This is a genomic window from Rhodococcus sp. DK176, from assembly GCF_038447315.2.
Lineage (GTDB): Bacteria > Actinomycetota > Actinomycetes > Mycobacteriales > Mycobacteriaceae > Rhodococcus_F > Rhodococcus_F jostii_A.
On the sequence record NZ_CP118322.2, the window covers coordinates 68,653 to 85,311 of the forward strand.

General features: G+C 66.8%; 20 protein-coding genes. 16 read left to right on the forward strand and 4 right to left on the reverse strand.

The features are described 5' to 3' along the window. Positions 1-223 precede the first annotated feature (223 nt). The 8 genes from PSR88_RS37165 to PSR88_RS37200 all read left to right on the forward strand — a co-directional run bounded on the left by PSR88_RS37165 (position 224) and on the right by PSR88_RS37200 (position 5,993). Positions 224-1,123 carry an alpha/beta hydrolase gene (locus PSR88_RS37165; protein WP_342338961.1) on the forward strand — a complete coding sequence of 300 codons (900 nt, stop codon included), beginning with the start codon at positions 224-226 and terminating at the stop codon, positions 1,121-1,123. After that, the gene (locus PSR88_RS37170; RefSeq protein WP_011599928.1) at positions 1,123-2,010 is read left to right on the forward strand and encodes a hypothetical protein; all 888 of its coding nucleotides are present in this window, start codon (positions 1,123-1,125) and stop codon (positions 2,008-2,010) included. The genes PSR88_RS37165 and PSR88_RS37170 overlap by 1 nt, the downstream gene beginning before the upstream one ends. 56 nt (positions 2,011-2,066) lie before the next feature. Beyond that, entirely contained in the window at positions 2,067-2,261 is a 195-nt protein-coding gene (locus PSR88_RS37175) for a hypothetical protein (RefSeq protein WP_041813591.1), read from the forward strand. 272 nt (positions 2,262-2,533) lie between these two features. Continuing rightward, complete coding sequence (locus PSR88_RS37180) at positions 2,534-3,481, forward strand: C40 family peptidase (RefSeq protein WP_016880422.1); 948 nt, start codon at positions 2,534-2,536, stop codon at positions 3,479-3,481. Between the two features lie 140 nt (positions 3,482-3,621). Continuing rightward, positions 3,622-4,038: a hypothetical protein gene (locus tag PSR88_RS37185; RefSeq protein WP_011599930.1), complete on the forward strand. Its 417-nt coding sequence runs from the start codon at positions 3,622-3,624 to the stop codon at positions 4,036-4,038. 117 nt (positions 4,039-4,155) lie between these two features. Next, positions 4,156-4,728, forward strand: coding sequence for a 3'-5' exonuclease (locus PSR88_RS37190; protein WP_011599931.1), 573 nt, complete (start codon positions 4,156-4,158; stop codon positions 4,726-4,728). A 123-nt stretch (positions 4,729-4,851) separates the two neighbouring features. Further along, positions 4,852-5,244: a hypothetical protein gene (locus tag PSR88_RS37195; protein WP_007299950.1), complete on the forward strand. Its 393-nt coding sequence runs from the start codon at positions 4,852-4,854 to the stop codon at positions 5,242-5,244. Beyond that, on the forward strand, positions 5,241-5,993 hold the full coding sequence (locus tag PSR88_RS37200) for an RES domain-containing protein (RefSeq protein ID WP_011599932.1): 753 nt from the start codon (positions 5,241-5,243) through the stop codon (positions 5,991-5,993). The genes PSR88_RS37195 and PSR88_RS37200 overlap by 4 nt, the downstream gene beginning before the upstream one ends. 154 nt (positions 5,994-6,147) lie before the next feature. Here the strand turns inward: PSR88_RS37200 and PSR88_RS37205 are convergent, their stop codons facing one another. Next, on the reverse strand, positions 6,148-7,002 hold the full coding sequence (locus PSR88_RS37205) for a phosphoadenosine phosphosulfate reductase family protein (protein ID WP_016880421.1): 855 nt from the start codon (positions 7,000-7,002) through the stop codon (positions 6,148-6,150). Between the two features lie 126 nt (positions 7,003-7,128). Here PSR88_RS37205 and PSR88_RS37210 point away from each other — a divergent pair, with 126 nt between their 5' ends. Genes PSR88_RS37210 through PSR88_RS37225 form a run of 4 tightly spaced genes read left to right on the forward strand, consistent with a single transcriptional unit; the run spans position 7,129 to position 9,807 of the window. Then, positions 7,129-7,806 (forward strand): hypothetical protein, encoded by a 678-nt coding sequence (locus tag PSR88_RS37210; RefSeq protein ID WP_016880419.1) that lies wholly within the window; start codon positions 7,129-7,131, stop codon positions 7,804-7,806. Beyond that, the gene (locus PSR88_RS37215; RefSeq protein ID WP_011599935.1) at positions 7,803-8,219 is read left to right on the forward strand and encodes a hypothetical protein; all 417 of its coding nucleotides are present in this window, start codon (positions 7,803-7,805) and stop codon (positions 8,217-8,219) included. Before PSR88_RS37210 ends, PSR88_RS37215 begins: the two co-directional genes overlap by 4 nt. Beyond that, complete coding sequence (locus tag PSR88_RS37220; RefSeq protein ID WP_029537850.1) at positions 8,216-9,085, forward strand: RAMP superfamily CRISPR-associated protein; 870 nt, start codon at positions 8,216-8,218, stop codon at positions 9,083-9,085. The genes PSR88_RS37215 and PSR88_RS37220 overlap by 4 nt, the downstream gene beginning before the upstream one ends. Next, on the forward strand, positions 9,082-9,807 hold the full coding sequence (locus PSR88_RS37225; protein ID WP_016880415.1) for a hypothetical protein: 726 nt from the start codon (positions 9,082-9,084) through the stop codon (positions 9,805-9,807). Before PSR88_RS37220 ends, PSR88_RS37225 begins: the two co-directional genes overlap by 4 nt. A 25-nt stretch (positions 9,808-9,832) precedes the next feature. On the opposite strand, the gene PSR88_RS37230 is transcribed toward PSR88_RS37225, so the two are convergent. Beyond that, entirely contained in the window at positions 9,833-10,183 is a 351-nt protein-coding gene (locus PSR88_RS37230) for a hypothetical protein (RefSeq protein ID WP_237723812.1), read from the reverse strand. Positions 10,184-10,214: 31 nt separating this feature from the next. On the opposite strand from PSR88_RS37230, the gene PSR88_RS37235 reads away from it, so the two are divergent. The 4 genes from PSR88_RS37235 (at position 10,215) to PSR88_RS37250 (ending at position 14,525) form a co-directional block, all read left to right on the forward strand. After that, the gene (locus PSR88_RS37235; protein WP_029537864.1) at positions 10,215-10,871 is read left to right on the forward strand and encodes a hypothetical protein; all 657 of its coding nucleotides are present in this window, start codon (positions 10,215-10,217) and stop codon (positions 10,869-10,871) included. Between the two features lie 54 nt (positions 10,872-10,925). Further along, positions 10,926-12,395 carry a DDE-type integrase/transposase/recombinase gene (locus PSR88_RS37240; protein WP_029537848.1) on the forward strand — a complete coding sequence of 490 codons (1,470 nt, stop codon included), beginning with the start codon at positions 10,926-10,928 and terminating at the stop codon, positions 12,393-12,395. Continuing rightward, on the forward strand, positions 12,392-13,207 hold the full coding sequence (locus PSR88_RS37245) for an ExeA family protein (RefSeq protein ID WP_029537845.1): 816 nt from the start codon (positions 12,392-12,394) through the stop codon (positions 13,205-13,207). The genes PSR88_RS37240 and PSR88_RS37245 overlap by 4 nt, the downstream gene beginning before the upstream one ends. Positions 13,208-13,487: 280 nt before the next feature. Further along, on the forward strand, positions 13,488-14,525 hold the full coding sequence (locus PSR88_RS37250) for an alpha/beta fold hydrolase (RefSeq protein WP_072943914.1): 1,038 nt from the start codon (positions 13,488-13,490) through the stop codon (positions 14,523-14,525). 254 nt (positions 14,526-14,779) lie between these two features. Here the strand turns inward: PSR88_RS37250 and PSR88_RS37255 are convergent, their stop codons facing one another. Together PSR88_RS37255 and PSR88_RS37260 are read right to left on the reverse strand one after the other, a co-directional pair. Beyond that, entirely contained in the window at positions 14,780-15,052 is a 273-nt protein-coding gene (locus PSR88_RS37255; RefSeq protein WP_244163527.1) for a helix-turn-helix domain-containing protein, read from the reverse strand. Then, positions 15,033-16,484, reverse strand: coding sequence for an NF041680 family putative transposase (locus tag PSR88_RS37260; RefSeq protein ID WP_244163528.1), 1,452 nt, complete (start codon positions 16,482-16,484; stop codon positions 15,033-15,035). Before PSR88_RS37260 ends, PSR88_RS37255 begins: the two co-directional genes overlap by 20 nt. Positions 16,485-16,659 lie beyond the last annotated feature (175 nt).

Below are 16,659 nucleotides of genomic sequence, written 5' to 3' on the forward strand. Positions count from 1 at the left end.
CGATCTCTTCACCGGTCCTCCCTCGCTGAAACATGTCCAACGAGGAGAATCCGAACCCGGGTGGGGCCAAGATTCGTGCCGACACGCCGCACCACCCGTTCGCGACCACCAGCCACCTCAGCCGGGGCCGGAATTCGTGACGATCAGTGGCCGTACTGGGGCCTACTCAGGTGACCACACCCACACGCATTTCATCCGCACCGCTGATGGCACCTCCTTGGCTGTGAGTGAGGTCGGATCCCGGACGGCGCCGGTCACTGTGATCTTTGCGCACGGATTCTGTCTCCACATGGACGCATGGGCACCGCAACGGGCCTACCTGGCCGAGGTCTGGTGGGGGCGTGCCCGGTTGGTCTTCTTCGATCACCGCGGCCATGGCAGATCTGGCGGGGCGGACGTCGGCAGTTACACGATTGTCCAGCTTGGACGGGATCTGGATGTGGTGATTCGCACGGTGGCGCCAAAGGGGCCGATTGTCCTCGTCGGGCATTCGATGGGCGGGATGGCCGTGATGTCCTACGTCGCCCATCACCAAGAGGCCGCGGCCGCGCAAATCATCGGGGTCGGGTTGATCTCGACCGCCGTCGACAATGTCGCCGGCGCCGGCATCGGGCGCGCTCTGAGAACGCCGGCGGTGACGTTGCTGCGGACGGCATCAGCTCACGCCCCAGGGCTCGTTGGCCGCAGCTGGGATCTCTCACGTCGCATCTTGTCGCCGGTGGTCGGCGCAACTTGCCCGCTTGCTCCGAGTGCAAGTGTCCGTGCCGCCGCCACGTCCTACGGGATGGTTCACGCGACGCCGATCGCCACTGTGGCCGCCTTCCTGCGTGATCCGCGGATATACGACGCTTCCCCGGCGCTCGACGTGCTCGCGCGGGTGCCGGCGTCGATCATCTGTGGAACCCGGGACAGGGTAACCCCGATCGGACACTCACAGCGACTCGCAGCGGCTCTTCCACTCGCCGAACTCATCCCGGTGAGCGGAGCGCGACACATGGTCGGCCTCGAGCGCCCTGCCGTGGTGAGCGAGAGTCTCGATCGACTGCTCGGCCGCGCGGTGGGGCGCCGCGAACAGGCCACCACCCGCAGATCCAAATACACCCTCGTCGGGCGTGAGATCTGATGGGACGCAGCCATGACCGGATCAGCCCAGACCGCGGCAACGGTGTTTTCGATCCCGACCGGGGCGACAGCGACGTCGCCACCCGCAAGGAAGGCGCCCTGATCTCGCAGCACGCCTACGACACCCGCGCCGATCTCCGCAGCGGAGCACGAGAACTCGACACCGCCACCGAGAACCTACCCGGATTGACCCGGGCGCAGCGGGACCTCAACCGTGCCTATCCACGGCCCACGCCGGCGGCAATCGGAAACTCTCGGCTACGCCCCCGGCTGCCACCAGCGATCGAACTCCGTCGCACACTCTCGGCACGGCAACGGAACACCCGATCCGCGGCGAAGCGCCGCGTCCTCGACGCTATGCCGAAAGCCCAGTACACGGCGCTGGCGGCGTTGACGTCGGACCCGAAGACCTGGCGGGAGACGAACAACGCCCTCTCCGCGGTGGCCGGCGACGCTGTCGAGCTCGACGATGCTCGCCGCAAGCAGGTCCAACGAGTGGACAGGGCAATCCAACGATACGAACGCGAATCCGGACGAGGGCATTTGGTGTACACCTCGGTGAGCATCCCCAACGCGGTCGTGAACCCGTCAGATCTGCCCTCGACGCTATCGCCGGGGACGGTCCTGTCCTTCGACCGGTTCACTGCGGCAACCCATTCGCTGCACGAGCTGGACTTGACCGCCCGGCCCTCCGATGTCGTCTTTGAGATCCAGACCGACCGGGGCATGTACTACGGGCAATCTTCCCGCGTAGTCAACTCACACCATCTGCTGCCACGAGGAATGCAACTCCGGGTGGTGGGGGCTCATTTTGTGCCGTACGAGCGGCCCGGACAGCCGCCGGGGGAGCGCCTGGTCGTCCAACTTGTCGATCACGAGACGCCATGACGAGTCGAGGCGGGGCGTTCGAGACAGATTCAAATCACCGGAAGGATCACACAGTCATGACTGCGGACAAGCTGCGCCACCGGCGCCCCGACCTGACCTTTCATCCCGATATCTTCGCTGCGCCCGCGCAATTCAGAGTGGTGAAAGCCGCGCCACACGACGATGCGGTTCCGGCCGCGGACACAACGCAAGGGAAGGAGGGCTCCGGCGCCGACGCTTATACCGGACGACGAGATGGCAAGGGGCTGTGAGCAGAAAGAAAAGTCGGAGGCCACCTACAAGATGGTGTGCCTCCGACTCACCCGGTGCATTCTCAGTACCCACACCCTATTTGATCTTCCGCATCCGGTCCAATTCTCCACGCCCTGTTGGTCGATGTGGATGCCCGACTGGGTTGCCCCGGTTGTGAGTTCGGTCGAGTTGTACAGGTCTCTCTCTACTGTCGGTGATCGCACGACACCCTCGCGGTCATCGAGACAGTACTTCCGCCCTTGGCCGCCACACCAACGGCAAAGGAGAAATCATGGATTTCGCATCGATCATCGTCGGCGTCGCAGTGGCCGGCGCATCAGCTGCCCAGGGCGGCGGAGTGGACCCCGCGATCACCGACAGCGTCACGTCGGTCGCACAGGAACTACCGCCCGCTCTCGCCCAGTATGTCCCGGACCCGCAGCCCTATCTCGACGACGCGGCCCGGGCAGTGCAGCAGGCGCAGGAGCAGTTGCCCGCCGAGTGGCAAGCCGAGATCGAGGACGCCATTCCACCGGAAGTCCAGGATGCCGCTGCAGGCGCCAGGGAACAGCTCCCGCCCGAGGCGCAGGGCCTGATTCCCGAGGTGGTCCTGCCCGCCCCCAGTCCGGAACTCCGGCCCGCCGGCGGTGTCACCCACCCGGCAGGCCCCGCAGCTCCGGCATCGTCATCGGATCCGCAGCAGGAGACGAAGCCGGTAGTTCTGCCTCCTGTCGTCAGCGGAGCACCCACCACTGCGGCCGGCATCCCCTCCCTGACAGGAATGCTCGCCCCGACCGCAGTCAGCGAGCTGACCTTCGATCCCCGCTTTCCCCGCAACCTCGAGTTCGCGCGTGCGGTCATCGACGCGGCGATGCGTGCGATCGGATTGCCCTACCAATGGGGCGGAGGCCTTCTCACCGGACCGTCGATGGGCGACGGCACCGGAGGAGCTACCGCCGGCTACGACTGCTCCGGGCTCACGCGCTTCGCCTACTACATCGGTACCGGCGGCACGAAGGTCTTGCCGCGAACCTCACAGGAACAGTTCCGGGCAGGCCAGCAGATCAGCATGGACCAAGCCCAGCCCGGTGACCTGCTGTTCGGGAACTGGCAGGCAGACGGGGCCAACCACGTCGCGATCTACCTCGGTGGCGGAAAAATGCTCGAGGCACCGCAGACCGGGCAGCTCGTCCAGATCAGCGCCGTCCGTCCGGACATGGTGCCCGCCCGCTTCCTGTGACCCCAGTCGGCACCATCAGGGATGGTGCCCTGCGCTTGATCCCGAAGCGGAACAATACGATCGCCACTATAGACCCAGACCGGCAACAGGTCGTGTCGCGACGTGCGGCACGACCGCAGAGAAGAAGGAGACAGTGACACATGACGATTACGCCAGCAGCCCACAAGAAGGCAATCGAGGCCGCACGAAAGAATGCGGAAGCACTGGCGCAGAAGGCAATCGAAACACGAGTCGCGCTTGTCGGAGCCATCGGGGAAGCGGTGGAAGAGCTTGCCGCGCTCGATTCCGCACGCGAGGCAGCTGTAGATGCAATCAGGACGGCCCACGAGAACGCGATCGAAGGCGGATGGACGGCCAAAGAGCTCGCAGCCATGGGTTACACCGCCCCGAAGAAGCGGAAGAGCACATCCGGTAAGGCCGTGCGTGGTGGCGCCGGCAAGGACGCGACTGAGACGACCGACGTCGCAGATGCTGCTGCACCGCAGGGAGGCGATCAGCCGCCGAGCACCGACGGGCAGATCTCCAGCGAGCGCGAACCTGAGCATTCCTACAGCTAGGAAGCCCGGTGGTGTGGCCCCGAGGGCTACCAGGAACTTCGCCGGGCTGGCATGGGGGCCGGAGTCAGAGCCACATGTCAGAGGGTGCCGTCACGATGATCACGAGAAGGAGGTGGCATGACCAGTACACAGACGTCTCCGCAGCAGTGGGCACGGGGCATGCTCGTCCCCGGCCGGGCAGTGGTTCTGGACGTTGAATCGACCAATTTGGACGGCAGCATCATCGAAATCTGCGTTTTGGACGCCGCGACCGGGGATCCACTGCTCGATACCCTGGTCGATCCGGGCGAGGTTCCGATCCACCCGGACGCGTATGCCGTGCATGGAATTGCCCCGGCCGATCTGATCGGCGCACCTGGCTGGTCTACTGTCCACCAGGCTCTGATTGCGGTGACCACTGGGCGAGTGACGCTCAGCTACCACAGTGAGTTCGACAAGGGTCGCGTTCTCCATGATTGTGCTCGGCACGGTCTCGACCCTGCGCACCTCGCCGACTCCGAGATGTGGGGATGCATCATGCGGATGCGATCGCAGGCCGAGGGCACCGAGAAGAGCATTCGGCTCGATGGCGGACACCGAGCCCGCAGCGACGCTGCGGCCGCCCGCACCGTCCTGCTCGGCATCGCGGAGGGCGCCTCGGCGGCATCCACCACCGTGGACCCCGCCACTACCTCCCACTTGCCGGCGTAGTCCACCGTGCCGCACATCTCGAGGCGGGTCCGGTAGCAGTCTCCTTGTGGGTCTGCTCTCTCGGCTGGTGTCCTTGCTGGGATCATGATTGTGATTTACCCTGGGATCTGGAGGTGGTTCGTGATGACCGCAGCACATCCCCGGCCGGATCTGGAGGCGTACAACCAGGCCGCCCGTATGTCCCAGCCCGAGCTGGTCACCGCGTTGCGGGAGCTGCTGGGCGCGAAGCTGGTCGCCTATCTGGGGCGGGTCAAGGAGACCCGTGCAGTGCGCCAGTGGGCAGAGGGCACACGGACGATCGGTAGCGACTCGGATGTGGAACGGCTGCGGATCGCGTACCGGGCGGCACGGCTGATCACCGCCCGCGACACCCCGGCGGTGGCGCAGGCCTGGTTTCAGGGTTTGAATCCGATCCTCGACGACCGCGCCCCCGCCTTGTTGCTGCGCGAGGGGGAACTCGCCGATGTCGGGCCGCAGGTCCTCGCCGCGGCCCGGCAGTTCGCCGCCGTCGGATGACCCAGGTCGACCATGCCCTCGTCGCCACGGCGCAAGGGTCGATGTGGTGCGCCCACCGATATGGGTGCGAGGTCTATCGGGTCGGGTTCGCGCCGTCGCCGTGGGAATGGACACCGTGGGTGTACGCCACCGACGGCCGGTTCACCGGCCGGTGGGACGACCCGGACGGTGTGTGGCGCACCCTCTATGTGGGTGCCAGCCGATTGGCCTGCTACCTGGAGGTCCTCGCCTACGCCCGGCCGAGCGCGCAGGTGATCGCGGATCTGGACGAGATCGTCGTCGACGACGAGGATGCCGCCGCATTCCCCACTGTCGAACCCGGCCGGGTGCCGCGGTCGTGGTGCGTGCCTCGCATGGCCGCCCACGGCGCGCTGACGGGGTGGTTTGCGGTCCCCGGGCATCCCGAGACGCTGGCCACGCTGCGTGTCGGGTTTCGGTCGGCCGCGATCCGGCACGGACTCGATGATCTCGACGGCGCCGCGATTCGGGACGGCCGCCCGCGGGCGTTGACGCAGGCAATCTCCAAGTGGATCAATACCCTTGGCGGTCCGGACGGATATCCGATCACCGGAGTCGAGTTCGACTCGCGGCACGGTGACGGGCTGCGGTTGTGGGCAGTCTACGAGCGACCGGGTGACCCGGTGGTCAGCCCCCACGTCACCGCACTGGATCAGATGCCGGTGGCACCCGACGACGGTGACCTTGCCGGGGCGATGCGTCTGCTCGGACTCGAATGGGACGACACGTGAGTCCGGCCGCTGTGGGATCACGAGATTCTCCGCAGCGTCGCGGTGGAAACCACAGTCGCGACACCGGTTGTGGCTGGGTCGGCGGAGGTCCACAGCGACGTGACACCGCGCTAACTTCTCTCTCTTGTCGCGGTCCCGTGATACCCGCTCGCCATCAGACGAATTCGCGGATCCGGGGGAGGACGTGGGCGAGTTCTTCGAACAGTGCCGGCCATCCACGGCGCAGGCGGGTGATGCGGCCGTGTTCGAGGAAGGCACCGTCGAGCATGTGCGAGACCCGCAGGTGCCCCTCGGGGGTGCCGAGTCGGCGGAGTGTGTCGTAGACGGGGTTCACCGGTAGCTGGTGGTGGGCGATGTAGGCCCAGATCTCATCGACGCTCCAGTCCCACATGGGCCCGAAGACATGTGTTCCGTCGGCTCGGTCGATGAGGCCGCCGTGGTGTCGGCGTTGCTCGGTGGTGTTGGTGCAGCAGCCGTCGCAGTCGCGTGTGACGTGGCTGCTGAGTGCGTTGTAGTACAGCGACCAGCGTCCGGTGCCCTTCGGTGATTCGTCGGCGCGTACGCCCCAGATTTCTCCCGGCCCGTGGGCTGCGTGCGCCGCGCGGGAGGGTGCACCGATGAGGATGTCGCGCAGCTTCTGGCCGGTGGCTCGGGTGGGCTGTTGGTGGTCCCATTCGCCGGACTGGGCGAGGACGGTCAGCAGTGGTGGGTCGGCTCGGTGGGGTTCGAGGTTGAGGTTCCAGGTGTCGGCGAGTGCGGTGATGTAGGTGTAGGTCTCGGGGTACTCGAGGCCGGAGTCGAAGAACACGACGGGGATGTTCGGTTCGACCTGCAAGGTGAGGTGCAGTGCGACGAGTGAGTCCTTGCCGCCGGAGAAGGCGAGGTATCCGTCGTGGTCGTCGAGGTGCTGCTCGATGCGCCCGGTGAGGGCCCTGAGGTCGCGGCGGGGCCGGCGCAGTGCCCGGAGAGTGTTCAGGTCCAGGCCGTCGGGTTCGGGCTTGCCCGCCACACGTCCTCCTTCGCGGTGTCCGGTCGGTATCGAGATCTCGCAGTTTCTGTCACACAGTGTTCGCCCGGTGGATCTTCCTCCAGGCGTAGGGCGTTTGAAGTCGCCTGGGCGTGTGAGGAGTGTGGTGTGGGGAAACTGTGCGAGGTGGCGGGCCGGCAGGACGTCGTCGCGGCGGCATTCGCGTCGACGAAGACGCGTGAGGTAGTCGAGGTGGCGAGGGTGGGCCGGTGTGCGAGATGCGCGGCGTTCCCGGTTCCGGTGGAGGCGGTGACCAAGGTGGTCTCCCGAACGTTCACGGGTTTCGATTCGTGGAAAGCGCCCGCGGAGGGTGGGCTGTGCACGTCCTGCGCGTGGGCCTACCGGCACCCGGATCTGCGCAGAAGCATGCATGTGGTCACCACACGATCAGCAATGAGGGCAGTGACCGCGGCGGATCTCGAACGGATCTTGTCGCGGCCGCTCGAGCCGGATACCGCCGTGGTGGTGCCCTTGCGGCCCGGCCGAAAGCACATCCTGCCGCATGCGCGGTGGGGCGGGATTGCGGTCGAGGACATGTGCCTGCCCTGGACGTCGCGTGATGTCGTGGCGGTGACAGCGATGCGCCGACTGCGGGCGCTGGGGTTCGGTGCCCGCATGCTCGCCGAGCCTGCGGCCCCGTATCCGGTGCTCACCACGATCGCCCCCAGGCGGTGGCCGGCGGTCTTCGCGGACTGGGACCGTCTCGCCCCGTACCGCCAGATCGGGCAGTGGTGGGAGCTCGCACTGCGAGCCACCGTGTCGGCGAGTGCGAAAGGAACGAAATGACCAGCCCGACCGATCGATGGCTCGCGGCCGCACCGGCGGGGCTGCCGCCGCTCAAGGGGCCGGCGGCAACAGCAGAACGCCTGCTGCTGTTGCTGCACTACGGGATCGACTGGGATTCGGGATGGGTCGGCCGGCGACGGGAAACGTACTGGACCCAGCACCTGCCGAACCGTGTTCGGGTTGCCACCTATATCGGTGGCGGCGATCTCGACCGGTGGTGGTCGGTGGTCTCACGGTCCCTCGAATCGGAACCGACGAACACCGACCAACGGCTGGAGCTGGCGACGTTGCTGCGTGAGGAGTCCGAGCCGGTGCTGACGTTGCTGCGAGAGCGTCCAACGTCGTACGTGCTGCGCACACGGATCGTCGCCGAAGCCGTGGCCGCCGCTCGCACTTCGGGAAGGAAGAAATGATGAGGTCGACGGTGCGCTGGGATGTCGAGCTGACCGCGCTGTCCTCGATCTCCCAGAAGGGGGAGGACTCCGGAACGACGACGACACTGTTCCGGCGCGAGCCGGTGATCCAGCCGGATGGCAAGCCGGTGCTGGTGCCGATCGTGTCCGGGAACTCCCTGCGCGGCGGGTTGCGCAGGATCGCCGAGGAGCTGTTCCGCGATGTCATCGGCTACGAACAGCAGATCCCGCTCTCGGCGGCGCACGCGCTACGCAACGGTGGCTCTCTGACGAAGGTCACCGGCGACGGTCTGACCGGTCGTCGGCGGCAGCGACTGCGGGAGCTGGTTCCCCCGATCGGGGTGTTCGGCGGCAACGGCGGAGGTCAGCCACCGATCGATGGCTGCCTGAAGGTGGGCAAGGTGGTCCCGCGGGTGCGTGAGACCGAGACGATCATGACCCGGGCGTATGACGGCCGGCTGATGAGTCAGTTCGAGTTGGTCTCCCTGGAGAGCTACAGCCGGTTCGACGACACCGACACCCGGGCGTTCCCCGAATCCTCCGCGGGGGGCGGAGCCGGCAAGGATGTCGGCTCGTCGATGCTGATGCGATTCGAGGTCGAAACACTCCCTGCGGGAACCCGTTTCGAAACCTTCTTGCGGCTGGACCGGGCCACCGAACTCGAAATCTCGTTCTTCACCGATGTGTGGGGCAGATTCGCGCGTGACGGATTCCTTGGAGGGCGCAGCGCGATAGGTCACGGGCGGGTTCGCGCCGAATCGGATCGGGTGGTGTTGGCCGGTCCGGACCCGCGGTCAGTGGACTGGCGTGTCGAGCTGACGCCACTGCGCGATGAGGTCATCGAAGCATTGTGCTGGCTGACATGACGGGCACCGAGGAGATGGCACCGTTCCTGGTGCGGGCGCACCTGTCGTCGGGACTGGCGCACGCGACGCCGTGGGGAATCAGTCTCGACGGGATCCTCGCCGCCGAACTGTGGGCCGATCACAAAGCCGCGGCATGGGGCCGAGGCGAGTATGTGCCGGCGCTGACACCCGGGAGCGCCCCGCCGGATCTCAAGCTGCCACTGGCGCGATGCGAGCTCGCCGGCGAGGACTGGCATTGGTGTGCGACGTGCTCGTTCCCCGAGGACCCGGCCGGTGATCCCGTGGTGCGGCACTGGGCGTCGCGGGCCGATCACCGCGGGCTCGAGCAACTCAGTCACACGCTGCCGGCGGTGATCTCGGATCGGCAGGGCCGCTACCGGGCTCGTTACATGCCCCTGATGATCACCAGCACTCGCACGGTCACCTGGCGCGGAGTTGGAGATCTCGACGCCGTCGCCACGATCCTGGGTGGCCTGGATGTCATCGGTAAGAAGCGGGCCCATGGTGAGGGCAGGGTCCTGCGGTGGGAGTTCGAACACTGCCCCGCCGCCGACCGGTGGGCGTCGGCGCACCTGCATAGCGACGGCACTCTCGGGCGCACCACACCACCGGCCTGTCTGCCCGATCTACTCGAACCGGAATCGGCCGGCTTCGGGTTGGCCGGTCTGCGGCCGCCGTACATGCACCCGACCCGAATGCGGCAACTCCACCTACCTCGATGAGCCGCCGCGTGGTGCGGCTCGCCGACTATTCGGAACGCGGGAGGTCGGGCACAGCGACCGGTTCGGGCAACGTCCAGCGAGCAAGTGGGGTTTTCGATCCGTTCGGAGGATAGAGCGCGACCTCGGCGATCGACACGTCGTCGGTCAGCTTGTCCCCGATTCCGGGGAACAGGACGAGGCCTTCGGCATGGCCGTCGAGGGCGTTGTCCTGTTGAGCGTCGCTCGGGGTGCCGAGCAGCGGGTGGGTGTTCGTCAGTGAGGTTGCCGATCGGGTTGTCGGCGTCAGTGTGGGGTTGATATTGGTGGTCTGCACCGTCAGTGTGACGAGGAACTGACGGGTGCACGGCGCCCCCGCTGAATTCTTGGCGGAGCTCACGGGGGCACCGTGCGTAGTGCGGAAGGCACTGATGGTCACGGTAGAGGTCGATCCTGCGTGCGTCGAGTCCCGGCTGTCGAGCGGAGAGATGTCCTGCCCGTCGTGCTCGGACGGGGTGTTGGCGGGGTGGGGTTTCGCCCGGTCCCGCCCGGTGGCGGGCCTGGTCGCTCCGGTGCGCCCGCGACGGGCCCGTTGCCGGGGGTGTGCGGTGACGCACGTGCTGCTGCCGGTGACGTTGTTGCTGCGCAGGGCGTATCTGGCGGAGGTGATCTGGGCGGCGTTGGCGGCGAAGGCCCGCGGGAGCGGGCATCGCCCGATCGCGCAGCGGTTGGGCATCCCGGGGTCGACGGTGCGCGGCTGGTTGCGGGCGGCGGCGGCCCGCGCGGATGCGGTGCGCAGCTGGTTCCTCACGGTCGCGGTCACGGCGGGTGTCGATGTCATGGTGCCGAGGGCAGCGGAGTCGGTGTGGGGCGACGTCCTCGCCGCGGTGGACGCGGCACGGACCGCGATCACCGGGCGCTTCGGGAGTGCCGCGGTCCTCGGCGCGGTGACGGCCGCGCAGGTCGCGGTCGCGGCCAGTGCTGGTCTGCTTCTCTCACCGGGATGGCCGCCGGCCTCGAGTTCGGATTCTGCAACACCAGTTGACCCTGCCGCCGAAGAGGGTAATGCGTCATCGTCGCGGGTGTGACTGCCCGGCAACAGGTTCGGGCAGCGCGAGCACCGGACGAAGGGGAGAAACTCGTTGCCTACCGACGATGAGAAACGACGTGAGCGAAGCCAGGCGGTCGGGTTGTTCCGCTACCAACTGATCTGCCCGGCGCTCGATGCCGGGTTGTCGACGAAGGCCCGGGGCCGGCTGGTGCGCGAGATCGCGAGCCGCGAACACACCGACCCGTTCGGGGCGCGGGTGCGGTATTCGCGGGACACGTTCGACCGCTGGATCCGCCGCTACCGGGCCGGCGGGTTCGAAGAGCTGATTCCCTCCCCGCGGGCGCGGTCACCGCGGACCGACACCGCGACCCTCGAGTTGGCGGCCGCACTGAAACGCGAGAACCCGGCCCGCACCGCCGCCCAGGTCGGGCGGATTATGCGGGCCTCGTCCGGCTGGGCGCCGTCGGAGTCGACGCTGCTGCGCCACTTTCACCGGCTGGAGTTGATCGGCCCCGCCGCCGGGGACGCCCCGACGGTGTTCGGGCGCTTCGAAGCGGAAAACCCGAACGATCGGTGGACCGGGGACGCCCTGCACGGGCCGAGGATCGGTGGCCGCAAAACGTATCTGTTCGCCTTCTTGGATGATCATTCCCGGTTGATCACCGGCTACCGGTTCGGGTTCTCCGAGGACACCGTCCGTCTCGGGGTCGCGTTGGAGCCGGCGCTGGCGGCGCGCGGTGTCCCGGGATCGGTCTACGTCGACAACGGTTCGGCGTTCGTCGATGCGTGGCTGCTGCGGGCCTGCGCGAAACTCGGTATCCGGCTGGTGCATTCGACCCCGCACCGCCCGCAGGGCCGCGGGAAGATCGAACGGTTCTTCCGCACGGTGCGGGAGCAGTTCCTCGTCGAGGTCGCCGACTCCACCGCCGAGGACCTCACCGCCGCGGGTCTCGATCACCGTGCCGCATTGTTGGAGCTCAACCGGTTGCTGACGGGATGGATCGAGACCGAATACCACCGGCGGGCGCACTCGGAAACCGGGCAGCGTCCACTCGATCGGTGGGAGGCCGGCTGGTCCCGGCTGGGGCGGACACCGGCGATGCCGACGGCCGCCGATCTGACCGAGGCGTTCCTGTGGTCGGAGTATCGGACGGTGACCAAGACGGCGACGGTGTCGTTGCACGGCAACACCTACCAGGTCGATCAGGCCCTGGCAGGGAGGAAGGTGGAGTTGGTGTTCTCCCCGTTCGACATGGAGACCGTCGAGGTCCGCTACCGCGACGCCTCGCACGGGCGGGCGGTGCCGCACACCATCACCCGGCACGTGCACCCGAAAGCCCGGCCCGAAACACCGGCGCCGCCGACGCCGGTTGCGACCGGTATCGACTATCTGGCATTGACCGCGCACCTGCACCATGAGCAGGTGCGCAGCGATCGGCGGATCGGGTATCACGCCCTCTACGGACCCACCGACGACGACGGTGATGGGCAGGTTCCCGGGCAGCTGAGCATCGACGACATCATCGACGGGTGCACCGATCACCGCGGGCGGCCGGCATGAGTATCCAACGTCTGCAGTCGTACTACGGGTTCACGAAGATGCCGTTCGGTCGCGGTCTGGCACCGTCGATGTTGCACCGGCACCCCGGCCACGCCGAAGCCGTCGCCCGGATCTCCTGGTGCGTGGACCAGCACGCGCTCGGGGTGATCACCGGCGAGGTCGGCGCCGGGAAAACCGTCGCCATCCGCGCCGCGACCTCCGCGTTGGACCCGGCCCGGCACGTGGTGATCTACCTGCCGAACCCCTCGGTCGGAGTGCGTGGAATGTTGCATCACATCGTCACCGCGCTGGGCCGGGTGCCGAGTTTCTACACCGCGACATTGGCGCCGCAAGCCGCCGAAGCGCTGGCCGCCGAATACGCCGAGCGAGGTCGCACCCCGGTCGTGGTGATCGACGAGGCGCATCTGCTCGACAATGCACAGATGGAAGCGATCCGGATGCTGACCAACCACGACATGGATTCGGGGTCGCCGTTCGCGGCACTTTTGGTCGGGCAGCCGACGTTGCGGCACCGACTGCGGCTCGGAGTGCTCGCCGCGTTGGATCAGCGGATCGCGGTGCGTTACGCGCTGGCCGGGATGAGTCCGCCGGATTCGGCGGACTACATCACCCATCACTGCAAGATCGCCGGCCGGACGGATCCGTTGTTCTCCGATGATGCGGTCACCCTGATTCACAATGCGGCGCGGGGGTATCCGCGGGCGGTGAACAACCTGGCGGTACAGGCATTGACGGCGGCGTTCGCCGCGAAAGTGTCCATCGTCGACGAGAAGTCCGCACGGGTGGCCGTCACCGAAAGTGGCCACGACTGAGTCACTGATCGCGCGACGTCACCACGCCGACGATGCCGTCAACAGTCCGACGAAGGCCCTCCCCGCAACCGCGGGAAGGGCCCTTCTCATATCCGCATCATCGGCATCGACAGTGACGCCATCATCGGCACGTTCAGCGACGGACAACAACCTACTACGGGGCACGGGAGGAGGCAACAACCCTCCAGATGTCGACACCCTCGGGTGGGGCGTGTCGCCACGTGTGTCGACGGTGCGCAGCGAAGAATCGACGAGGAACGCGACAGTCGAGGAGGGTGCGATGAACCCCAGTCGCATGCGCAAACTCAGGCCGGTGCCCGACGCCGAGCCGCAGATGATGTTTCGCACCATCCACGGGTACCGGCGCGCCTTCCGCATGGCCGGTGACGGCCCCGCGCTGCTGCTGTTGCACGGCATCGGCGACAACTCGTCGACATGGACCGAGATCATCCCGCACCTCGCCGAGAACTACACGGTGATCGCACCCGATCTACTCGGCCACGGTCGCTCCGACAAACCCCGTGCCGACTATTCCGTCGCCGCCTACGCCAACGGCATGCGCGATCTACTCTCGACCCTGGGAATCGACCACGCCACCGTGATCGGACATTCGCTCGGCGGCGGCATCGCGATGCAGTTCGCCTACCAGTTCCCGCAGATGGTGGATCGGCTCATCCTGGTTTCCGCCGGCGGTATCACCACCGACGTTCACCCACTCCTGCGCCTCGCGGCGACACCGAGCGTCAACGAGGCACTGAAATTGCTGCGCCTGCCCGGAGCGGTGCCCGCGGTGCGCTGGGTGGGAACGGTGTTGACTCGGCTGCACGGCACCGCCCTGCGCCCCGGTGCGGCGCTGCACGACACACCGGATCTGGTGCGGATCTTGACCGAACTTCCCGAGCCCACCGCGTACGAGGCCTACCTACGCACCCTGCGGGCGGTGGTCGACTGGCGCGGACAGACGGTGACCATGCTCGACCGCTGCTATCTGACGGCAAGTCTCCCTGTTCAACTCATCTGGGGAGATCGGGATACGGTCATCCCCGTCAGCCACGCCCACACCGCGCACGCGGCAATGCCGGATTCGCGGCTGGAGATCTTCGAGGGCGCCGGTCACTTCCCCTTCCGGGACGACCCCATGCGCTTTGTCCACACCGTCGAGAAGTTCCTGTCCGCTACGCGCCCATCGCCGTTCAACGAGGCCCGCTGGCGGCAACTGCTCAACATCGGAACCGTCGAGAAGGCCCTCACCCCCGACGCTTCGGCGCGTGCCGCCGTGCTCGATGCGGTGGGATCCGCCGAACGCAGCGCCACCTGATTCGGGCTCAGGTGACCGACGCCGGGCACAACACCTGCCCGGTACCTGGGGTAGGTTCCACGCCCGCACGGTAACCGGTCGCGGGCAGGCGCCACTGTGGCGCCGACAGCGGCTCGAGCATGGCGCGGTCGGCACGGACTTACGGCGCGGCACCGGAATCTGAAGTCCGTGCGCTTTCTGCAAGGCGAGTAGGCATATCCAGTCTCGAAGTGTCCTCGAATAGAGGATGTTTGCGTCCGTCAGAACCCCTGCGCTCACCCGACGAGGAAAGACGCAGGGTCCTTGTGGACTCCGAGCACCGGTCGGTACGTCATGCCTTCTGCGTCTTCGAAAGCGCGAAGGTCGTCGAACGCTGCTCGCTGTTCGGCACGCAGCCGCTCTTGGTACACAATCACATCACTACTCTTCAAACGGGTGTGGGTGCCGACTTTGTAGGCGAGGATCTCCCCCTCGCCGATCAGCTTCATCAGTGTCGGGCGGGATATGTCCAGCATCTGAGCTTGTTGTTTAACCTGGTTGGGTTTCACTTTCTGGCTCCGTCATGTCGATTTTGGTGCGTTTCCCGACGTGATGGTGCTGGGCGGGGCGGCGGTTCCTCGTGCCGGGTGGGCGTCCGGGACCGGGTCGAACGGGTTTCGGTGCGCCGGCCGGATTGGGCATGGTCGCGCGGATGCGCCGAAACCCCCGACGGACCCGGGCCGGCGTCAACCGTCGCGGTGGGGCGGGTCGTTCCCACGGTCGGCGTAGGTCTTCGGCGAGCGGCCGGGCGAGTCGGAGTTGGGTGTGCGCAATCAGGACGATCCACGTCCATCGGTCGGCCGCCTCGGGGTTGCGGATCTTCGGGGCGGTCCAACCCAACGTCTGCTTGAAGAGCCGGAACGTGTGCTCGATGTCGAAGCGCCGCAGAAACATCTGCCACAATCGGTCGACGTCGTCGGCGCCGACGTCCGGGTCCGAGTACCAGAGCCACACCGGTTTGGGGTGCCGGTTGCCGGGCAGGTGATCGACCGTCAGTCGGATCACCGTGCCTTCGACGATCGGCGGCGGACCCGGGTGGTCCGCCCACGATCCACGGTGAGTGATCCTCGGGTGCAACCGATTCCACGCCGCAGTGACGGCTGTTCCGTAGCGGTCGGTGTCGGTATCGGCGGCGCTGTCGGGTTCGGGCCAGGTCAGGGGGTCGGCGAATTTGAATTCGGCACCGTGCCGGGGCGGGCGCCCGGTTCGACCCGGCGGCGGCGCGGGGAAGTGCAGCACCCGATCCGAACGCATCCGACCCAACACCTGAACCGGTAGATCAGCGAGTAGGAACGCCACCCGTGCCAGTTCGTACCCGGCATCGAAGACGAGCACGATGTCCGGGTCGCCGTCTCTCCAGTGCCCGGCCGATTGCAATCGCCCGACTACTTCGCGGACTTGTGTCGTGGTGACCGTAGTTTCGTCGTCGTCGGGCCGCAGGCGCACCGCATCGAGTACCGCCGTCCACGACGTGCGTCCCACCTCCAGCGCGGCGACGAAGGAATACGGCCACCCGGGGATCAACTGTGCTTGATTCCTACCGCGACCGTAGACGTGACAGAACGCTCGCTGGGAGCTGGTTGGCGCATCCGGGCGCAGCCACGGGCTGATATCGATGGCCAGGACGATCCGGCCATCGCCGCTTCGCGGCAGGGGAAGTGCTCCGACTGCGCGTCGCAGTCGATCGATATCAACCCGGCCGCAGTTCAATCCGTCGTACAAGGCGCCGTGACCGCGCCGATGCTCAGGGGTCAGCGACAAGTCGACCAGTGTGGTGACCGGGTCCCCGGAACACAGCAACGCATCGGTCAGCTCGAACACCGCATCGCTGCGCGCCGACAAACACCGGTAGAACTCTTCGCGGAACGACACCAGCTCGACCCGGTCATCCGCGTACGACCCTTCCCCGACCACCTGCGTGTAGGGCACACTGACACTCACGACCACCGCTTGCCTTTGTCTCGAAAGTTCTGTGAGAGGAACCTCAAGATGATCAGGCGGTCGTCGCCCCATGCCGCGGCGACACGCCGAACAACATCATCACCAACTGCCCCACGCGACGGCAAAGGTTAAAAGTCAAGCTGAGAGAGTGTTTTGAAAGTGTTCGATTCGGGTG